Genomic DNA, 20,746 nt, shown 5'->3' on the forward strand with positions numbered 1-20,746 from the left:
ACAATGACGTGCTGAGACCGTTGTCGACCCAGAGCATCCTGGAATGTGACCAGATAGTGGGAGCCGCATCGTGACCAAGCCCAGCAAACCCGTCGTCCTCATCGCGGAGAAGCTCGCGCCTTCCGTGGTGAGTGTTTTCGGTGACGAGGTAGAGGTCCGGCATGTGGACGGCACGGACCGTCCCGCGCTGTTCGAGGCGGTGAAGAGTGCCGACGCGCTCCTGGTCCGATCCGCCACGAAGGTCGACGCCGAAGTGCTCGCCCACACCACGCAGCTGAAGGTCGTCGCGCGCGCGGGCGTGGGGCTGGACAACGTCGAGGTTCCCGCCGCCACCGAGCGTGGCGTGCTGGTGGTCAACGCGCCGACGTCCAACATCGTCTCCGCCGCCGAGCACGCGGTCGCGCTGCTGCTCTCGGTCGCCCGGCGCGTGCCGGCCGCCGACCAGAGCCTGCGCGCGGGCGAGTGGAAGCGCAGCTCGTTCTCCGGCATCGAGCTGCAGGGCAAGACCGTCGGCGTGGTCGGCCTCGGCAAGATCGGCCAGCTGTTCTCCCAGCGCCTCGCCGCCTTCGACACCAAGCTCATCGCGTACGACCCGTACGTCTCGGCCGCGCGCGCCGCGCAGCTCGGCATCGAGCTCGTCACCCTCGACGAGCTGCTGGAGCGCGCCGACGCCATCTCCATCCACCTGCCGAAGACGCCGGAGACCAAGGGCCTGATCGACGCCGAGGCGCTCAAGAAGACCAAGCCCGGCGTCATCATCGTCAACGCCGCGCGCGGCGGCCTGATCGTCGAGGAGGCGCTGGCCGACGCGATCCGCAGCGGCCACGTCGGCGGCGCGGGCATCGACGTGTTCGTCACCGAGCCGACCACGTCCAGCCCGCTGTTCGAGCTGCCGAACGTCGTGGTCACGCCGCACCTGGGCGCGTCCACCGCCGAAGCGCAGGACCGTGCGGGCACCGACGTCGCCCGCTCCGTGCTGCTCGCGCTGCGCGGCGACTTCGTGCCGGACGCGGTCAACGTTTCCGGTGGTGGTGCCGTCGGCGAGCACGTGCGCCCGTACCTGTCGCTGACGCAGAAGCTGGGCACCGTGCTCACCGCGCTGCGCCCGAAGGCGCCGACCTCGGTGACCGTCGTGGTCAAGGGCGAGCTGGGCAGCGAGGACACCTCCGTGCTGCAGCTCGCCGCGCTGCGCGGCGTGTTCGCCGGCGTGGTCGAGGACCAGGTCACCTTCGTCAACGCGCCGCGGCTGGCCGAGGAGCTGGGCGTGCAGGTCGACCTCGTCACCGAGACCGAGAGCCCCAAGTTCCGTAGCCTGGTCACCGTTCGCGCGGTGCACGGCGACGGCACGACCCTGACTGTGTCCGGCTCGGTCACCGGCAAGGACGAGGTCGAGAAGCTCGTCGAGGTCAACGGCCGCCACTTCGACCTGCGCGCCGAGGGCCACGTGCTGCTGCTCGAATACCCGGACCGCCCCGGCATCATGGGCCGTGTCGGCACGCTGCTCGGCGAGGCCGGCATCAACATCGAGGCCGCGCAGATCAGCCAGACCACCGACGGCTCCGACGCCGTGATGCTGCTGCGCGTCGACCGGCATGTGGACAACAACGTGCTCCAGCCGATCGGCGCCGCCGTGGGCACGCACACGATCCGCGGGGTCGACTTCAACTAGATTTCCACTGGACACGACCACGTCGAAGGCCCCTTTTCCGCGCGCTGCGGGAAAGGGGCCTTCGTTTTCGCCGGTACGGGCAGACCGGCAACATTCGCATAACAGAGGCTATTCGGCACGAAAGTAGGTCTTTCGGGCGGATAGGTTCTGTGCCGCGAGGCAGAACCACGCGCCGTGAGAGCACGGCGCGGCGCCGGGCGCTCACCTGTCGGGGGTGATCGGGGAGCGGCAGGCAGGTTCACGATCCAGGCCTCGGGTTAAGGGGTTGGGTGTTCATGAGTAGATCCCGCTTACCTGGCTGGACGGCCCGGTCCACGGCCGTGGTGTCCGCCGTGGTGCTCGCGGCCGCCGTCGCCGGTGTGCCGGTCGCGTCGGCGCAGGGGGCGCCGCTCGCGGAGCCGGTCGTGCCCGCGAAGGTCGACGCTTCCGGGTTGCAGGGCAAGCTCTCGCCGCGGCTGAGCGCCGCGCAGGGCAAGATCACGGCGTTCGTGGAGCTGGCCAAGAAGCCGGCCGTCGACGCGTTCACCGCTGAGCAGAACAAGGGCGCTGGCAAGGAGAAGGCCAAGCAGGCCGCGCGCGCCGCGAAGGCCGACACTGCCGCCGCGGTCACCTCCGTGCTCGGGCAGCTCAAGGCCTCGGACTCGGCCGCGAAGCTCGTCACGCAGACGTCGAACGCTGTCGCGGGTGCCGTCGTCACGGCGGACGCGGCGAAGATCCGTGAACTCGCGAAGCGCGCCGACGTCGTCTCCGTGCGCACCGTCGTGCCGAAGTCGCGTACGAACGCCAGCGCCGAGCAGCTGACGAACACGCTCGCCTCCTGGCAGCAGACCGGGAAGTACGGCGACAACATCCGCGTCGGCGTGATCGACGACGGCATCGACTACACCCACGCCGACTTCGGCGGCCCCGGCACCCCCGAGGCGTACAAGGCGGTCGACCCGACCAAGGCGTCGCCGCTGTTCCCGAGCGCCAAGGTGGTCGGCGGCACCGACCTGGTCGGCGACGACTACGACTCCAACGGCGAGACCGGGTCCCCGACCCCGAAGCCGGACCCCAACCCGCTGGCCTGCGGTGAGCACGGCACGCACGTGGCCGGCACCGTCGCCGGCTTCGGCGTGAACGCCGACGGCAGCACCTTCACCGGCGACTACAAGAAGCTGGACAAGAAGAAGCTCGAAGCGCTGAAGATCGGCCCGGGCACCGCGCCCAAGGCGCTGCTGTACGCCATCAAGGTGTTCGGCTGCGCGGGCTCCACGAACGTCACCTCGCAGGCTCTCGACTGGGCCCTCGACCCGGACGGCGACGGCGACTTCACCGACCACCTCGACGTCGTCAACCTGTCGCTGGGCAGCGACTTCGGCGCGCCGGACGACCCGGACTCGCTGTTCGTCCGCAAGCTCGCGCAGAACAACGTGCTCCCGGTGTTCGCGGCGGGCAACGGCGGCGACCTCAACGACATCGCGGGCTCGCCGGGCGCCACCCCGGAGGCGCTGACCGTGGCCAGCAGCCGCGACGCGGGTGTGCTGCGAGACGCCGTCGAGGTCACCGCGCCGACCAAGGGCCAGCAGCCGGGCCAGTACAGCCAGGACTACGCGGCTTACGACACGCTCGACCTGACCGCCCCCGTCGTCGCCCTCTCCGCGGCGAACAACGCAGGCTGCCTGCCGTACTCGGCCGAGGACAAGGCCAAGGCCGCGGGCAAGATCGTCTGGCTCGAATGGGACGACAACGACTCCAGCCGCGCCTGCGGTTCCGCCGCGCGCGCCAACAACGCGCAGGCGGCCGGGGCGAAGGCGGCTCTGGTGTCGTCGACACTGGAGCAGTTCTCCGCCGGGCTCGCCGGCAACGCGGCCGTGCCGATGTTCCAGCTCACCGGCAAGGCCACCGCGGCGCAGCGGCCGGCCTTGACCGCAGGCACGCTGACCGTGCGGTTCTTCGGCGCCGGCCGGACGACGCTGCAGACCTACGACCAGTCCATCGTGGACAGTCCCAGCTCGTTCACCTCGCGCGGCGGCCGCGGGCCGGCGCTCAAGCCGGACGTCTCGGCCCCCGGTGACACGATCACGTCGGCGTTCCGCGGCAGCGGCAACGGCCGGGCCGTCCTCTCCGGGACGTCCATGGCCGCGCCGCACACCTCGGGCATCACGGCGCTGATCCGCCAGGCGCACCCGGACTGGTCGGTCGAGGAGGTCAAGGCCGCGGTGATCGACACCGCCGGGCACGACCTGAGCGACGGGGCCGGTCACACCTACGCGCCGCAGCGCGTCGGCGCCGGCCGGATCGACACGCTGGCCGCGCTGGACAACCAGGTGCTCGCCTATGTTCAGGACGACCCGGGCGCGGTGAGCGTCAACTTCGGCACCGTCGAGGCCGGCGGACCGGTCACGCTGACGAAGACGATCAAGGTCGTCAACAAGGGCGTCACGCCGGCCGAGTACTCGGTGGCGTACGAGGCGGTCAACAGCCTGCCCGGTGTCGAGTACACGGTGGACAAGAGCTCGGTGAAGCTGAGCCCGCGCGGCGTCGCGACGGTGAAGGTGACGTTCAAGGTCGCCGATCCCAAGAAGCTGCTCAAGGTGATCGACCCGACTATGCAGACCACGCAGGCCGGGCTCGCCCGCCAGTTCGTCGCCGACGCCTCGGGCCGCGTCGCCTTCACCCCGAAGAACGGGGCGACGGTGCCGCTGCGCGTGGCCGTCTACGCGGCGCCGAAGCCGGTCTCGGCCATCACCACGCCCGCCGGCGTGCGGTTCGGCGCCGGGCAGGACCAGGCCGTGCTGAACCTCGGTGGCAAGGGGGTGGACCAGGGCAGCGGCGCCCAGCGGTACCGCTCGCTGGTCAGCGTCCTGGAGCTGCAGGCCGAGTCGCCGCAGCTGCCGGAGTGCGAAGGGGGCGTGACGTCCGACTGCACGCTCAACCGCACCGCGAAGGGCGGCGACCTGCGTTACGTCGGCGCGGCCTCGACCGCCCCGCTCGCCAAGGCGCAGGGTGATCCGGAGAACGCCGTGCTCGCGTTCGGCCTCACCACCTGGAGCGACTGGGCGAACCTGGGCAGCAACACCGTGCCGTTCGTCGACATCGACACCACCGGCGACGGGAAGCCGGACTTCGAGACCTTCGTCACCAAGGCGACGGCCACCGACGTCCTGCTGGTGAACACCGTGTCGCTCACGAAGCCCGGGTTCCCGAGCGTCGACCTGCAGGCGATCAACGGCCAGCTCGGCGACGTCGACACCAACGTCTTCGATTCGAACGTGATGGTCCTGCCGGTCAGCATCGCCGCGCTGGGCATCGACCCGAACGAGGCGTCGCACCGGATCAGCTACACCGTGGGCACCAGCGGCTACTACGTCGCGCCGGGCACCACGAACGGGTTGATCGACTACGTCGGCACGCCGATTTCGTTCGACGCGCTCGCGCCGGCGTACTCGGTCCAGGGCGGCGGCGACGCGGCGCTGGGCTACGTCGCCAAGCCGGGCACCGCGCTCGTGGTGAACCGCAACGCGGCAGCCGTCGCCGAGGACAAGGCGAAGGGCCTGCTGGCGATCGAGCACCACAACGCGGCGGGCTCGCGCGCCGCCGTCGTGCGGATCGAGACGGGAGTGCCGCGGGCGTAACACCCTCGGCGTCACCCGGCCAGGCAAGGCGAGGTGATCCTCCGATCGGGTAGCGATCGGCGGAACGGTCACCGTCGCCGATTGACGGGAAAAGGGGGCTTTCCGGGCCTTGACGGCTCGGGAGGCCCCCTTTGTCATTCACCCGTTCAGGTGTCTCACCCTGCGGGAGGATGCGGCATAAGGGTGGTGCGGCTACGGCCTCTTGTCTACGGCCGGTAACCTTCCGCTGCTGGCGTTTTCTTGCGGATGGGCCATCGGAGCGTTCGGGTGGCCTGGTCTACGGAGGTGTGTGGATGCGGCTCGCGGTGATCCCAGGTGACGGGATCGGGCCCGAGGTGGTCTCCGAGGCGCTCAAGGTGCTCGGTGAAGTAGCACCAGCGGCGGAGATCACGAACTACGACCTCGGCGCCGCCCGGTGGCACTCGACCGGGGAGCTGCTCCCCGAGTCGGTGCTGGGCGAGTTGCGTCAGCACGACGCGATCCTGCTCGGCGCGGTCGGCGACCCGTCGGTGCCGAGCGGAATCCTGGAGCGCGGGCTGCTGCTGCGGCTGCGCTTCGAGCTCGACCACCACGTGAACCTGCGCCCGGCGCGGCTTTACCCCGGCGTCCGCGGCCCACTGGCCGACGCCGGCGAGGTCGACATGATCATGGTGCGTGAAGGGACCGAAGGCCCGTACGCGGGCAACGGCGGTCTGCTGCGCAAGGACACCGAGCACGAGATCGCCACCGAGGTCAGCGTCAACACGGCCTTCGGCGTGCGGCGCGTGGTGGCCGACGCGTTCAACCGCGCCGAGGACCGGCCGCGCAAGCACCTCACGCTGGTGCACAAGACCAACGTGCTGGAGCACGCCGGTTCGCTGTGGTCGCGGATCGTCGAAGAGGTGTCGCTGGAACACCCGGACGTGACGGTGGCCTACTCCCACGTGGACGCGGCGACGATCCACCTGGTCACCGACCCGTCGCGGTTCGACGTGATCGTCACCGACAACCTGTTCGGCGACATCCTCACGGACCTGGCGGCCGCGGTGACCGGCGGCATCGGCCTCGCGGCCAGCGGCAACCTGGACATCACGCGCCGCAACCCGAGCATGTTCGAGCCGGTGCACGGCAGTGCCCCGGACATCGCGGGCCAGGGCCTCGCGGACCCGACGGCCGCCGTGCTGTCGGTCTCGCTGCTGCTCGACCACCTCGGCCAGAAGGAGGCGGCGCGCCGTATCGAGGCGTCGGTCGCCTTCGATCTGGCCACCCGCGACCAGGCCTCGCCCGGCGCCACCCAGGCGATCGGCGACCGTCTGGCGGCGCTGGTGTCGTCGAACGTGCGTACGGGCTGAGTTCCTGTACGTGGGAGCGTGCTTGTCGTAGGCGCTCGGCGTGAGCAGGCGCTTGTCGTAGGTGCTTGTGGTGCGAAGTGGCTGCTGCCCGGTGCGTAACGCGTGCTGGGCAGCAGTTGTGGTTCGGCACGCAGAGCGCTGGGCAGGCGCTGTCGTAACTAGTCGTTGTAGCAGGACCCCCGCCGCGGAAGACCGGTCGAAATCCGGCGCTGACCCGCAACGGTAGGCCCGTGGTCCCACTCCGGACCGCGAGCGAGCCCGACACCGGCGGTGGTTCGCCCCACCCGTCCCCTCCCGTCGCGGTCTGCGGGAGACGGCATCCTTCCCCGCCGTGGCTGATCGTCGGCCCTGCTGCGTGGATGGCTGTTGTCTTCGTCGCGCGGACCCGGAACAGATTGGGTCTCCCGGTGCCTCCCCGCGACGACGAGTTGCCCGACGCCGGGCGGGCCGCTCCGGTCTCGCCTGTTTCCGGCGACGGCCTTCCGGGCCATCATGTCCCTGGTCAGCCCGCTTCAGTCTCGCCTGTTTCGGGCGACGCTCCTCCGGATCATCATGCCCCTGGCCAGCCCACTCCAGCGTCGCCTGTTTCCGGCGAGGGTCTTCCGAACCGTCGCGCCGCCGTCGCGCCCGCTTCAGCCTCGCCTGTTCTCGGCGAAGGCACCCCTGCGGATGAGGATCGCCGCTCGGCTTTTTCGGCTGTGCCCGATTCGGGCAGTCGCCGTCGGGGGTCCGATCCACCGACTCCGACTCCGACTCCGACTCCGGCACCGATACCGACTCCGAAGTCCGAGACGAGCCCCGCACCTACTCCCACCGGCACCAGCGCCCTCCCCAGCACCCCCGCTGTCATCGGCGCCGCCAGTCCGGAGCCCACCAGCCGCCGGCTGACGCCGATCCTCCTGGGCCTCCTCATAACCCTCCTGGCGTCCGTCGTGGTGGCCGTCGGGATCGGGACGGTCGCCGTGCCGGTCACTCACACGTGGGCATTTCTCCGGGCCGGGCTCGTCGGCGGCACCATCGGCCCGGGCGACGTCGGCCAGTACCGGATCATCTGGGACATCCGGCTGCCGCGGGTGCTGCTCGCGGTGGTCGTCGGCGCGGGGCTGGCGACGGTGGGCGTCGCGATTCAGGCCATGGTGCGCAACGCGCTCGCGGAGCCGTTCGTGCTCGGCATCTCCTCCGGGGCGTCGGTGGGCGCGACGGCGGTGGCGTTGTTCGGTGTCTTCGCGTCGATGGGCATCTACGCCCTGTCCGTCGGCGCGTTCCTGGCCGCGCTCGGCGCGACCGTGATCGTCTACCTTGTCGCGAGGACGCACGAAGGCCTCACGCCGCTGCGTCTGGTGCTGACCGGCACCGCGATGTCGTACGGGTTCTTCGCCGTCACCACGGTTCTCGTCTTCCACGCGCCGAACGGCGAGGCCGCGCGCTCGGCCCTCTTCTGGCTGTTGGGCAGCCTCGCCGGGGCGAACTGGGCGTCGCTGCCGGTGGCGGCGATCGTCGTGGTGGCCGGGTCAGTGCTGCTGTTCGCGCTGTCGGGCCGGCTGAACGCACTGGCCATGGGGGACGAAGCGGCGACGACGCTGGGCATGAGTGTGCCAAGACTGCGCGTGCTGCTGTTCGTCGTTTGTTCGGCCATGACCGGCGTGCTGGTGGCGGTCAGTGGCGCGATCGGGTTCGTCGGGCTGATCCTGCCGCACTTGGTGCGCCTCGTCGTGGGCGCCGACCATCGGCGGGTGCTGGCCGTCGCGCCGCTCGCGGGCGCGGTGTTCCTCGTGTGGGTGGACGTGGCCGCGCGGGTGCTCGCCGCGCCCGAGGAGTTGCCGATCGGGGTGCTGACGGCGGCCGTCGGCGTACCCGCGTTCCTGGTGCTGATGCGGCGCCGGGCCTACGTGTTCGGGGGTGCGTGAATGGACCTCTCGCTCCACGGCGTGACGGTGAACGCCGCCGGCCGCGCGCTGGTCGAGGACGTGACGCTCGACGCGCCGGCCGGCCGTTTCGTCGGCCTGCTCGGGCCGAACGGCAGCGGAAAGTCCACCACGCTGCGCGCCGTTTACCACGTGCTGAAGCCCGCGGCGGGCGCCGTGCTGCTCGACGGCCGCCCGCTCGACAGCCTCGCGCCGCGCGAACGGGCGCGCGCGATCGCCGCCGTGGCGCAGGAGTCGCACACGGAATTCGACTTCACCGTCGCCGAAGTCGTGGCGATGGGCCGGCTGCCGCACCACGGCCTGCTCGACCGGGCGACCGCCGCCGACCGGGACATCTGCGCGGCGGCCCTGCGCCAGGTCGGGCTGACGGACCTGGCCGGACGCGGCGTGCTCACGCTGTCGGGCGGTGAACGGCAACGGGTGCTCATCGCGCGGGCGCTCGCCCAGCAGTCGAAGATCCTCGTGCTGGACGAGCCCACGAACCACCTCGACATCCGCCATCAGCTCGAGGTCCTCGCCCTGGTGCGGCGAAGCGGCCTGACGGTGCTCGCCGCCCTGCACGACCTCAACCTCGCCGCCGCGGTGTGCGACACCGTGCACGTGCTCGACGGCGGCCGGCTCGTCGCGAGCGGGACTCCCGCGGACGTCCTCACTCCCGCATTGCTGGCCGACGTGTTCGGCGTGCGTGCGCACGTGGTGCCGCACCCGGCGTCCGGCCGGCCGCAGCTGTTGTTCGACCGGCTCGAGTCCCAGGAGGACAGTCATGCGTAAGGCAGTCGCGATGGTCCTGGCGGCCACGCTGGCGGTGACGGGCTGTGGTGCCCAAGTGTCCGAAGGGGACAGTGGTGCCGTGCCGGCGGGGTATCCCGTCACGGTGACGAACTGCGGCCAGCCACTCACGGTCCAGCGCCCGCCATCGCGGGTGGTCACCAATGACATCGGCATCACGGAGCTGATGTTCGCCCTCGGCCTCGACGGCCGGATGGCCGGTTACGTCGTCGACAAGGGGCAATCCGGCGGCGTCGCCTCGTCGCCGTGGAAAGGCGACTTCACGAAAGTGCCCAGGCTCGCCGAGAAGATCAACCGCGAGGTGGTGCAGGGCGCGGGCGCCGACCTCGTGTTCGCCGGCTGGAACTACGGCTTCTCCGAGAGCACCGGCTTCACCCCGGACACGCTGCGGCAGCTCGGCATCCCCAGCTATCAGCTCACAGAGGCGTGCCGCAACGGCGTCGGCAAGCAGCGCGGGATCATGCCCCCGCTCGACGCGCTGTACACCGACCTGCGCAACCTCGGGAAGATTTTCGGCGTGAGCGATCGCGCCGAGCAGCTGGTCAAGCAGTACAGCGCGCAGGTCGCGGCGGTCGAGGGAGCTGTCGCCACTGGGCGGCAACGGCCGAAGGTCTTCCTCTACGACGACGGGCGTGACCAGCCGTTCACCGCCGCGCGCAACGCGGGCCCGGACGAGATCATCACCAAGGCCGGCGGCACCAACATCTTCGCCGACGTCGACGACACCTGGACGACGGTGAGCTGGGAAGCCGTGGTCCAGCGCGCGCCCGACGTCATCTTGATCAACGACTACGGCGGCGAGGTCGGCACCGTCGCCGACAAGGAGAACTTCCTCCGCTCGCGGCCTGGCCTGCGCGACATCCCGGCGGTCAAGCAGGGCCGGTTCTTCGCGCTGCCGTACGCGGCGTTGGTGGAGGGCCCACGCAACGCGTCGGCCGTCCAGTCGTTCGGCGCCTATCTGGCCGGGCTCGCTCGCTGACGTCTCCCACAGGATGGGAAGCTCCGCCCGGCAGTTGGAAGCCGGGCGGGGCCTGTGGCATGATGCGACCATGACCGCGATCTCGATCATTATCGCCGAGCGCGCCGGATAGACGCTCCACAAGAGCTTCCGGCGCGCAACCTCTCGCACCCATGCGGGAGGTTTTTTTGTTGCCAGAAACAGGTTCTGCCCCGCCACAAGGAGATACCGTGACCCGCACGGAGCCCGCCGAAACCCCGCTCGGCGACGCCTTCCACCTCTACGACACCACCCTGCGCGACGGTGCCCAGCGTGAGGGGATCACGTACTCCGCCACGGACAAGCTGGCTGTCGCGCGGTTGCTGGACGAGCTGGGAGTCGGCTTCATCGAGGGTGGCTGGCCCGGGGCCCTGCCGAAGGACACGGAGTTCTTCGCCCGCGCGGCCAAGGGCGAGCTGGAGCTGAAGCACGCGGCGCTCGTCGCGTTCGGCTCCACGCGCAAGGCGGGCACCACGGCGGATCGGGATCCGCAGGTCAGGGCGTTGTTGGACGCCGCGGCGCCGGTCATCACGCTCGTCGCGAAGGCGGACCTGCGGCACATCGAGCGCGCGCTGCGCGTAGACGTCGACGAGGCCTGCGCGATGGTCAGCGACACTGTCAGGTTCCTGACTGGCGAGGGCCGCCGCGTTTTCCTTGACGCCGAACACTTCTTCGACGGTTACACCCACTCCCCGGAGACCTCGCTGCGCGTGCTCGACGCCGCGGCGACCGCGGGCGCCGACGTCCTCGTGCTGTGCGACACCAACGGCGGGCAGCTGCCGCTGGGGCTCGCCGAGACCGTCCGCGAGGTCAAGGAGAAGACCGGATTCCGCCTCGGGATCCATTGCCAGGACGACACTTCCTGCGCCGTGGCGAACTCCGTCGCCGCAGTGCAGGTCGGCGCGACGCACGTCCAGTGCACCGCGAACGGTTACGGCGAGCGGGCCGGCAACGCCGACCTGTTCGCCGTGACGGGAAACCTCGTGACCAAGCTCGGGATGGAGGTCCTCCCGACCGGAGGTGCCGCCGAGCTCACCCGCGTCTCCCATGCGCTTGCCGAAATCGCGAACATCGCACCCGACACCCACCAGGCCTACGTCGGGTCGTCGGCCTTCGCCCACAAGGCGGGGCTGCACGCGAGCGCGATCAAGGTGGATCCGTTGTTGTACAACCACATCGATCCGCCCTCAGTCGGCAACAGCATGCGGGTACTGGTCACGGAGATGGCCGGCAGGGCCAGTCTCGAGCTCAAGGGACGTGAGCTCGGGGTCGACCTTGCCGGCCGGCCCGAAGCACTGACGAACGCGGTGCGGAAGGTCAAGCTGCTCGAATCCGAAGGCTGGTCGTTCGAGGCCGCCGACGCCTCGCTGGAGCTCCTGTTGCGGCGCGAGGTCGCGGGCGCCGCCGACGAGGAGCCGGCCGCGCCGCCGTTCGAGCTGGAGTCCTACCGCGTGGTGCTCGACCATCGCTCCGACGGTGAGGTGGTGTCCGAGGCCACCGTCAAGGTGCACGTGTCCGGGCACCGCGTGATCGCCACGGCGGAGGGCAACGGCCCGGTGCACGCGCTCGACGCCGCGCTGCGGCAGGCACTCAGCCCGCACCTGCCCTGGCTGGACACCGTCGAACTCGCCGACTACAAGGTTCGGATCCTTCCCTCCCATCCCGGCACGGACGCCGTCACGCGGGTGCTGCTGGAAACTACTGATGGCTTGCATGAATGGACCACTGTGGGCGTCCACGGGAACATCGTGGAGGCCAGCTGGCTGGCGATGTGTGATGCGTTGGTCCACAAGAGCCTGAGCCCTTTGGCCTGATCCACGCAAGGTTTTCCTGACGCGAGCGGTCCGTTCACGACCTTGTCGGCGCGGATGGGCCGCTCGCGCCGCGGATGGGGTGTCGGCGTGCGCAGTGAAATGCACGCTATGCGCCGACATCCGTGCGCTCAATTCCTGCGACGGTTCTGCCAGGCATCGGTTCGTACCTTTTGCCTATGACAAGGCGATCGGCCTTTGATCCGTGGCATGGCGGGTAGGTCCTAAAGGCATCGAAGCCGCCTCGGCTTGACCGGCTCCGCTCGTGCAGGTGCCCTCGTGCGTTTCGCCGTGGTGAAGGTCACGAGGGGACCGTTCGCGTCGCGCTGTCGCGAACGGGCCCCTCGCTCGAGGAAACGGGGTGTTTCCCGAGGTCGTGAACGGTGCGAGTGGTCCGTTCGCACCGTGAACGTCGCGAACGGGCCGCTCGCGACGCGCGGGGTGCGCGCCTGGCGGCGGGCGTACGTAGACTGGCCGGGTGCGTCTAGCTCGTATTGCTCATCCCAGTGGTGTCGCGTTCGCTTCGGTCGAGGGCGACGGTGACGACGCCCAGGTGCTGGAGATCGCCGAGCACCCGTTCGGCCAGCCGAACTTCACCGGCAAGCGGTGGCCGCTCGCCGATATCCGGCTGCTCGCGCCGATCCTGCCGTCCAAGGTGATCGCCGTCGGCCGGAACTACGCCAAGCATGCGGCGGAGTTCGGCAACGAGGTGCCGTCCGCGCCGATGCTGTTCATCAAGCCGTCCACCACCGTCATCGGTCCCAACGTGCCGATCCGCCGCCCGGCGGACGTCGGCCGCGTCGACTTCGAGGGCGAGCTGGCCGTGGTCATCGGCCAGCCGGTCAAGAACGTGTCCGCCGCGCGCGCGGCGAGCGCGATCCTCGGCTACACGGTGGCCAACGACGTCAGCGCGCGCGACCTCCAGAAGGCCGACGGCCAGTGGGGCCGCGCGAAGGGCTTCGACACTTTCTGTCCGCTCGGCCCGTGGATCGAGACTTCTCTCGACCCGTCCGACCTCGCGCTGCGCAGTGAGGTGGACGGCGAGCTCAAGCAGGACGGCCGTACGTCGGACCTGGTGCACACGGTGCCCGAGCTGGTGGAGTTCGTGTCGAGCGTGATGACGCTCCTGCCCGGCGACATCATCCTCACCGGCACCCCGGAGGGCGTCGGCCCGATCGACGACGGCCAGCAGGTCTCGATCACGATCGAGGGCATCGGCACGCTGACCAACCCGGTCCAGAACCTCTGACCCGCAGGTCGGCCGCGGTCGCGGGAATGCCCTGCGGCGGCGTCTGGCCTGTGTTTCCTTTGATCCTGGGTGACGGCTGGGCTGGGGCTTGTCCGGTGGTCGGCTTTGTCAGGCCTCGGATGATGGTCGGGTCCGTGAGGACGGTCGGTCGCGGTCGCGGTCGCGGTCGCGGTTGCCGCTGGCTGGCTAGAGGTCTGGCCTTAGGCGTGGCGAACCGCTTTAGCCGCTGGGGGCCGGGCCGCTGGTCATGATGTGGCGATCCGTTGTTGCCGCTGGGTGGTCCGGCCGCTGGACCTGGGGTGGCTGCCGCTGAGCAGATAGGCGCTTGAGCGGTGGTCCATCGACGTCGCCTTTGAGAGGCCAAACGGTTGTCCCCGGCGTTTGAAGGCATTGCCGTTGAGTGACTACGCCTCTGTCTGCCGGGTCGCCGTCGCCGGTGGGCGGATAGGACGGTCGGTCTGGAATTCGATGACTGTCGCCGCTGGGTGGCGAGGCCGTCGTTTCAGGCGTGCGGCGACCATCGCTGCCGTCAGGTGGATGGCCCTAGGGCCCGGAGGTTCGAAGGTCTTGTCGCTGAGTGGCGAGACCGCGATGTCCGGCGCGATTGCCGTTGCCGTTGGGTGGCGAGGGCTGGTGAAGCCCGGGACAGCGTGGCCTGTCGGGGCCGGCAGTTCCCCGGTGGGGTCCGGCCCCGGCGGGGTCAGCGGTCGGCCGGTTCCTGGGCTCGGCGGGCGAACGCGGGAGCGTGCTCGGGCCGGACGCCGACGCCCAGCAGGAGCGCTGGGAAGTACGAGAGCTTCGGGAAGCGCGCGAAGATCTTCACCATCGGCTGCGGTGGCCCGTCGCGGCGGCCGGCCATGACTGGGCGCATCACGAAGCGGTGGAGTATCCGCTGGAGCGTCTGGACGGCGATCGTCGGCAGGACGCGGCGGGTGCGGACAGCCCTCAGTTCCGAGTCGGTGGGACGGCCGCGGCGGAGGGCGTCCGCCAGCAGGCCCGCCGCCGCGACGGCGTCCTGCACCGCGAGGTTGATCCCCACGCCACCCACGGGCGACATCGCGTGGGCCGCGTCGCCGATGCAGAGGAGGCCGTCGGTGTGCCAGCGGTGCAGGCGGTTGAGGCGGACGTCGAGGAACTTCACGTCGTCCATCGACTCGAGTTCGTCGACGCGGTCGGCGAACTCCGGGCAGACCTCGGTGATGTTGTGCCGGAAGTTCTCGATGCCAGCCGCGCGCAGGTCCTCGCCCTTCGGCGCTAGGTAAGCGATCTGGTAGTAACCGGTGCGGGGGAGTGGCACCGCGAAGCGACGGTGGCGCATTTTCGGCATCAGCGTCGTATCGGTCTCGTCGTCGCGCCGCGACAGGCGGAACCACCAGGCGTCGAACGGCGTGTCGTACTCCTTCGGCTCCAGCCCGGCGAACCGGCGTGCCGACGACCATCGCCCGTCAGCGGCGACGACCAGGTCAGCGCGCAGTTCGCCCTCGACGCCGTCGGCGGTCCGGTACCGCACGCCGTCGACGCGGGCGCCTGAGCGGAGAAGCCCGGTCATCTCCGTCTCGACCCGCAGGGTGAACGTCGGCTCTTTCTGCGCGGCGTCCGCGAGCAGGTTCAGGAAGTCCCACTGCGGGACCATCGCGATGTAGGGGCGCGGCACCTTCAGCCGGGATAGGTCGGCCAGTTTCATCATCCCGCCGTCTTCGGTCGGGAAACCCGCGGAGGACACCTCGCTGTGCGGCACCGCGTCGAACTTCTCGCCGAGGCCGAGTTCGTCGAGCAGCGTGAGCGTGGACGGGTGCACCGTGTCGCCGCGGAAGTCGCGGAGGAAGTCCGGGTGCTTCTCCAGCACCGTCACCTCGACGCCGGCCCTCGCCAGGATCAGTCCGGTGACCATCCCGGCCGGCCCGCCGCCGACGACCACGCACCCTGTGCGCTCGTCCATCGCCCTCAGCTCCTCTTTTTCATCATACGTTGAATAAGAGGAGCATGCACCCGGCGGCGATGGTGCGTCAAGGCCGACGCTCGCGGACGGTCCGATCGGGCTACCGCGTCAACAACTGTCCTCATGCGACTGATTGCCGAAGCTTTTCCACCCAGTGGCTCGTCCCGGTCCGTCCGGTTTTCTCGCGGCGACGAGATGCATTTCACTGTCAGCGACGAAGCTGTGAAACTAAGTCCGTGTCGGTGTATCGCGGGTCGTGATCATCGGGTGCGGGGCGTGGTGTCCTCAGGGGTTGGTCGCGGACGCAGGCGGGGCTGGAATTTTCAATGCTGGTAAGGGTTTTGCCGCCGTTCGAGCGGTGCTATCGGGATAGGACGGTGGGGTATCGGCTTTCACTCGGCCGGCCGTGGGACGGTGTGACCGGATAAACGGACGGCCGCTTTCCGCCCACCGGGAGTAGAGTTGTCGCGCCGAAACAGCCCAGTCGCTGTCACCTTTTTGGCCGCGTTGCGAACGCGGCGAGTGCCCTAGCCTCACTGGGTGGATTTCGCCGTGGCATCAGGGACCCCTTCGCGCATCGCCCCGCCGGCGCCCGCCGGCCCTGAACCGTGGGCACCGCCCGAGTTGCGGCTGGTCTGCCTTGACATCGATGACACCCTGATCGACTGCACCGCCGCGATCCGCCGCACCTTGCACGCCCTCACGGGCCGCGGCGACCTCTGGCCACTGTGGGACTTGATCACCGAGGAGCACGTGGCAATGGTCGTCGCCGGCCAGCTCGGCTATGGCGTGATGCACCACCGCCGTACTGAGTGCTTCCTCGCGGAGCTCGGCATTCTCGCGGACTTCGCGCAGGTCGCTTCGTTCGAGGAACGCCGTCGCGACATCCTTTCGCAGTCCTGGCAGCTATTCGACGACGTCCTGCCGTGCCTCGAGTGGCTGCGCGCGGCCGGCCTGCTGCTCGCCGCCGTGACGAACGCCTCGGGGGCGCACCAGCGGCGGAAGATCGCCGACCTCGGGCTTGCGCCGTTCTTCGACCATGTCGCCATCGCGGGGGAACTCGGCGTCGCCAAGCCGGACCCCCTGATGTTCCACTCGGCCTGCCTGGGACTCGGCTGCGACCCGGCCCAGACAGTCCACGTCGGCGACAAACTCGACACCGACGCCATTGGCGCGCAGGACGCCGGTCTCGGCGCCGTCTGGCTCGATCGCGACGGCACCAGCCGCACTGGCGAGCGCGCACCTGAGGGTGTACACACGGTAACCAGTCTCGGCGAGCTGCCTGAGCTGCTGGTTTCCGAGTACGCGACGGTCGGCGTCCCGGCCCAGCGTGCGGCGGGGACCCCCGCTGCGCAGGTACGTGACAGCGTGCTCTAGTATTTCTCCTCGTGCGGTGCTGAACCGGGTCAAACTGGGAAAGCACCACACTGGGGTATGGTGTAATTGGCAGCACGACTGGTTCTGGTCCAGTTAGTCTAGGTTCGAGTCCTGGTACCCCAGCTGCGGAGAGGGACCCCCTTGCAGAGCGGGAAATCGGCTCTGGTAAGTTCTCTCTCGCAAGAAAACAGAAAAAAGCCCCGGAAACGGGGAAAGTTCCTAAGCCCCCGTCGTCTAGCGGCCTAGGACGCCGGCCTCTCACGCCGGTAGCGTGGGTTCGAATCCCATCGGGGGTACAGCACAAACCCTGGCTCAGCTTGATCGCTGAGTCGGGGTTTTTTGCGTTTGGCCTGGTGTTCGCTGAGCGTGTTCGTGGGGCTGGTCGGCGCTGGTGACGTACTGGGCGCGGTCGGCTCAGAGGACAGGGCTGAGCGATGAGGTGGGCCGTCGGTGGTGGGCTGTGGCCGGGGGGTGACCGTGCAGGGCTGATCCGGCCGCCGGTGGGCGATCGGTGGCTGGGGCGGCTGGTCTTGTCGTCTGCGGGGCGAGCGCTTAGTCGGCGCGGGCGAGTCTTGTCGCCTGTGGGCGATCGGTGGCTGGGGTGGGCTGGACCTGCACGCTCCGCGTACAGGAGGTCGTCTGTGGGGCGACTGGTGGCCGGGGCAGGCTGATCTGATGGTCCGCTGGGACGGTGCTCGGTAGTGGGCCGGTCGGAGTGGATCGTCGGGTGCCGATCCTTGAAGGTGAGCTGGTCTCGATGGCTTGTCGGTGACGGTGGTCATGGGCGGCTGGTTGGGTGGTCCGCTGGTGACGGTGGTCGGAGGTGGGTCGGCCTAGGCGGATCGTTGGGGTGACGGTCGTTGGGCATGCTCCGCGTGCAGGAGCGGGCAGGCCTGGTAGTTCGCCGGGGCGGCAGTCATGGGGCGTGGGGCAGGTCGAGTTGTCTCTCGGGGCGATGGCGGCTGGGGGCGGGGTCGATCTTGTGGTCCGCCGGGATGGTTCAGGGTGACTTCATCTGAACGGCGACTTCATCGGGAATTGCGACTCCGTTGTGAGTGGTGACTTCATGGGGGAGTGGCGAGTTCATTGGGGAGCGGCGTGGTTGGGAGTGGCGAGTTCATCGAGGGCGAGTTCGTTGTGAGTGGTGAGTTCGTTTGGGGGATGGGGGTCGTCTGAGAGGCAGCTCGGGACGCGGGCGGTTCGGTGGGCGGCGGGTTCTGGCGGCGGAGCGGTGGGTTGCCGTCGGGTTGGGGCGCTCGAGGTTGTGAGTGGTTAGGCGGCTTGGAGGTCGGTCCGGAGTGTCGACGTGGTCGTGAGGCGGCTGATGCCAGTGCGGTGCTGGGCTGGTGGTGCGGCGTTCGGCGTCGTGAGGTGGTCGGGGCCGGGGGTTTGTTGGGCGCATGGGTTCCTGTACGCGGAGCGTGCGGGGCCTCGGCGGTCGTTGTGACGTTGGTGGCGCCGGGGTTTCTGTTGGGGGCATCCGTTGGTTGGTGGGCGGGTGGTGGCGATGTGCTGGCCTGATCGTGTCGTTCGCGAGGCTGGTATTGGGTGATCGTGAACTGGCTTGTGGCCGAGGGCGGTGCTGCCGGGCTTGTTCTGGAGGTGTGGCTTGGGCGGCGGTTTTGTTCTTGGGCGTGGCTTAGGTTGCGGTTCTCGTTTGGCGGAGTGCTGTGAGTTCTGCGGTGCTGTGTGCAGGGTGCGCTGGGCGCGGTCGAGGTTGTCGGGTCTACATGCGACTGGTGGGTGTGGGATGCGGCGGAGCGTTCGCTGGGAGTCGGCGGGATCGGTGTGCGGGTGTCGGGGCGGTTCCCGGGTTGTGGCGGTCGGCGGTTTGGCTGGGCATGGGTTGTGGGTGGGGTGCCTTAGCTGCGGAAGCCGTTTGTTGGCTGGTGCGGTGGAGCCGGGGGCGAGGTACTGCTCCGTGTCGGCTTGGACCGGCGGGAGATCGTGCTTCTGGATTGATCGTTGAGTGGGCAGCAAAGCAAGCGGGCGTGCGGGCAGTCCTGAAGCAGGCAGGCAAGTAGACGGTTAAGCGGGCAGGTCAGTAGGTGGCTACGCAAGCACGTTGATGTGCGGGCGGCTAGGCGGGCAGTCGGTACAAGTAAGCGGCCGGGTGCACGAGCGAGCAGTCAGGCGGCTAGGGAGATGGTCAGGCAGACGGGCGGAACAACCCGGTAACCAGACAGAGACCTGGGCAGTCAGCCAGATAGATGGGTAACAAGGCGGTGGATAAGAGCACATGTCGGCAGTAGTGCAGGCAGACAAGTACGCAGGCGGGTAGGTGGCCGAGCGGAGGGCCAGGCGAACAGCCAGCAGATGGTTAAGCGGTGGGCAATTAGGCGTGGCCAAGCAGTGGGCTGGTCGATGGTTAAGCGGTGGGCGATCAGGCACTACCAAGCAGTGGGCTGGCTGATGGTTAAGCGGTGGGTAATCAGGTACGACCGAGTAGTGGGCCAGCGGATGGCTTAGCGGTGGGCGATCCGGCGCCACCGAGCAGTGGGCGGCCGATGGCCAACGGTGGAGCGGCAGCTGGTCAAGTGGAGAGTCGGCGGATGGCATTGCGGTGGGCCAGATGGTGGCCAAGCGGTGGGCCAGCAGACGACTAAGCGGAGAGCCAGCAGATGGTCAAGCGAGGAGCCGGCGGACGGCTTTGCGGGGGGCTGGCAGGCGACTAAAGCGGTGGGCCAGCAAATAGTCCAAGCGGAGAGTCAGTGGACCGCATTGCGGTCGGCCGACAGAGACAGCAGGGACGGGGCCAGCAGGCTGCCAGGAGGGACAACCAGGCAGGCAACAGGCAGACGCGGGTATACAGACAGTTGGCAGTCAGATAAGCGGGCACGGACAGCGGGCAGGCAAGCGGGCGGGCCGGCAGACAGGCAAATAAGCGGGCACGCGGACTGCGGGCTGGCAGACAGCGGGCAAACAAGCGGCTGGCAGACAGGCAAATGAGCGGGGCACGCGGACTGCGGGCTGGCAGACAGCGGGCAAACAAGCGGGCGGGCAGACAATAAGCGGGCGGTCCGGCGGTCCGGCGGTCCGGCGGTCCGGCGGTCAGGCCCAGCGGGCCGGCGGGCTGGGAGGCAGACAAATAGGCGGGGCACACAGACGGCGGGCAGGCCAGCAGGCAAATAAGCGGGCGGTCAGGTGGTCAGCCGGGGCCAGGCGGGCCAGCTGGCTGGGAGGCTGGGAGGCAGGCAAATAAGCGGGCAGGCAGGCGGGTCGACTGGCTGGCTGGGAGGCAGACCAATAAGCGGGCAGGCGAACAGGCGGATAGGCAGGCACTCAAACAGGCAGGGCCCCAGCCGCGGTGCGGGTGGGGCCCTGCCTGGTGAAAATCCTCGCCGGTGGGAGAGGGTTACTTCTTCTTCGCTGCGGCCGAGGTGCGCTTCGCGGGGGCCTTGGCTGCGGGCTTCTTGGCCGCGGTGGTCTTCGCGGCAGTCGCCTTGGCGGCGGGCTTGGCGGTGGCCTTGGTCGCGGTCGCCTTGGTGGCCGGCTTGGCCGCGGCCTTCGCGCGGGTGGTGGTGGTCTTGGCCGCCGTGGTCTTGGCGGTGGCCTTGGTGGCCTTCGCCTTCGTCGCGGGGGCCTTGGTGGCGGTGGCCTTCGCGGCGGGCTTCGCCGTGGTGGCGCGGGTCCGCGTGGTGGTGGCGCGGGTGGTGGCCGGACGCGAGGCCGTCGCGCGGGTGGCGGCGGCGCGGGTCGTCGTCGCGGTGGCGCGGGCCGGTGTGGCGGTGGCGCGTTTGACGGCGGTGGCCTTGGGCAGCTTCTTCGTGCCCGAGATGACGTCCTTGAAGGTGGTGCCGGCGCGGAACGCGGGCACGTTGGTCTTCTTCACCTTCACGGTCTCACCGGTACGCGGGTTACGCGCGGTACGGGCGGCGCGAGCACGCTTCTCGAACACACCGAACCCGGTGATGTTCACCTTCTCGCCCTTGTTGACCGTCCGGATGATGATGTCGACGAGACCGTCGACGGCCTCCGAAGCAACCTTTTTGTCGCCCAGACGCTCCGACAGCGCCTCGATCAGCTGGGCCTTGTTGGCCAT

At 69.3% G+C, this 20,746-nt stretch carries 11 protein-coding genes and 2 tRNA genes; 11 read left to right on the top strand and 2 right to left on the bottom strand.

The window, feature by feature from the left end; genetic code table 11:
- The first annotated feature begins 70 nt into the window (after positions 1 to 70).
- From serA to OG943_RS46305, 8 genes are all read left to right on the top strand, one after another.
- Positions 71 to 1,669: a phosphoglycerate dehydrogenase gene (gene serA / locus OG943_RS46270; RefSeq protein WP_328607211.1), complete on the top strand. Its 1,599-nt coding sequence runs from the start codon at positions 71 to 73 to the stop codon at positions 1,667 to 1,669.
- 275 nt (positions 1,670 to 1,944) lie between these two features.
- Positions 1,945 to 5,286 (top strand): S8 family peptidase, encoded by a 3,342-nt coding sequence (locus OG943_RS46275; protein WP_328607212.1) that lies wholly within the window; start codon positions 1,945 to 1,947, stop codon positions 5,284 to 5,286.
- 293 nt (positions 5,287 to 5,579) lie between these two features.
- On the top strand, positions 5,580 to 6,617 hold the full coding sequence (locus OG943_RS46280; RefSeq protein ID WP_328607213.1) for a 3-isopropylmalate dehydrogenase: 1,038 nt from the start codon (positions 5,580 to 5,582) through the stop codon (positions 6,615 to 6,617).
- Positions 6,618 to 7,465: 848 nt separating this feature from the next.
- The gene (locus tag OG943_RS46285; RefSeq protein WP_442874850.1) at positions 7,466 to 8,524 is read left to right on the top strand and encodes a FecCD family ABC transporter permease; all 1,059 of its coding nucleotides are present in this window, start codon (positions 7,466 to 7,468) and stop codon (positions 8,522 to 8,524) included.
- Positions 8,525 to 9,313 carry an ABC transporter ATP-binding protein gene (locus OG943_RS46290; RefSeq protein ID WP_328607214.1) on the top strand — a complete coding sequence of 263 codons (789 nt, stop codon included), beginning with the start codon at positions 8,525 to 8,527 and terminating at the stop codon, positions 9,311 to 9,313.
- Positions 9,306 to 10,310, top strand: a complete 1,005-nt coding sequence (locus OG943_RS46295; RefSeq protein WP_328607215.1) for an ABC transporter substrate-binding protein — start codon at positions 9,306 to 9,308, stop codon at positions 10,308 to 10,310. Before OG943_RS46290 ends, OG943_RS46295 begins: the two co-directional genes overlap by 8 nt.
- 209 nt (positions 10,311 to 10,519) lie before the next feature.
- A complete protein-coding gene (gene cimA, locus OG943_RS46300) occupies positions 10,520 to 12,142 on the top strand; it encodes a citramalate synthase (RefSeq protein ID WP_328607216.1) in 1,623 nt (540 codons plus the stop codon).
- A 475-nt stretch (positions 12,143 to 12,617) separates the two neighbouring features.
- On the top strand, positions 12,618 to 13,388 hold the full coding sequence (locus tag OG943_RS46305; RefSeq protein ID WP_328607217.1) for a fumarylacetoacetate hydrolase family protein: 771 nt from the start codon (positions 12,618 to 12,620) through the stop codon (positions 13,386 to 13,388).
- Positions 13,389 to 14,088: 700 nt separating this feature from the next.
- Here OG943_RS46305 and OG943_RS46310 read toward each other — a convergent pair.
- Positions 14,089 to 15,423: an FAD-dependent oxidoreductase gene (locus tag OG943_RS46310; protein ID WP_328612352.1), complete on the bottom strand. Its 1,335-nt coding sequence runs from the start codon at positions 15,421 to 15,423 to the stop codon at positions 14,089 to 14,091.
- A 444-nt stretch (positions 15,424 to 15,867) separates the two neighbouring features.
- On the opposite strand from OG943_RS46310, the gene OG943_RS46315 reads away from it, so the two are divergent.
- From OG943_RS46315 to OG943_RS46325, 3 genes are all read left to right on the top strand, one after another.
- A complete protein-coding gene (locus OG943_RS46315) occupies positions 15,868 to 16,704 on the top strand; it encodes an HAD family hydrolase (protein WP_328607218.1) in 837 nt (278 codons plus the stop codon).
- Positions 16,705 to 16,755: 51 nt separating this feature from the next.
- A tRNA-Gln gene (locus OG943_RS46320) sits at positions 16,756 to 16,827 on the top strand.
- 100 nt (positions 16,828 to 16,927) lie between these two features.
- A tRNA-Glu gene (locus OG943_RS46325) sits at positions 16,928 to 17,000 on the top strand.
- 3,059 nt (positions 17,001 to 20,059) lie between these two features.
- Here OG943_RS46325 and OG943_RS46330 read toward each other — a convergent pair.
- The gene (locus OG943_RS46330) at positions 20,060 to 20,746 is read right to left on the bottom strand and encodes an HU family DNA-binding protein (protein ID WP_328607219.1); all 687 of its coding nucleotides are present in this window, start codon (positions 20,744 to 20,746) and stop codon (positions 20,060 to 20,062) included.

The organism is Amycolatopsis sp. NBC_00345, assembly GCF_036116635.1.
Lineage (GTDB): Bacteria > Actinomycetota > Actinomycetes > Mycobacteriales > Pseudonocardiaceae > Amycolatopsis.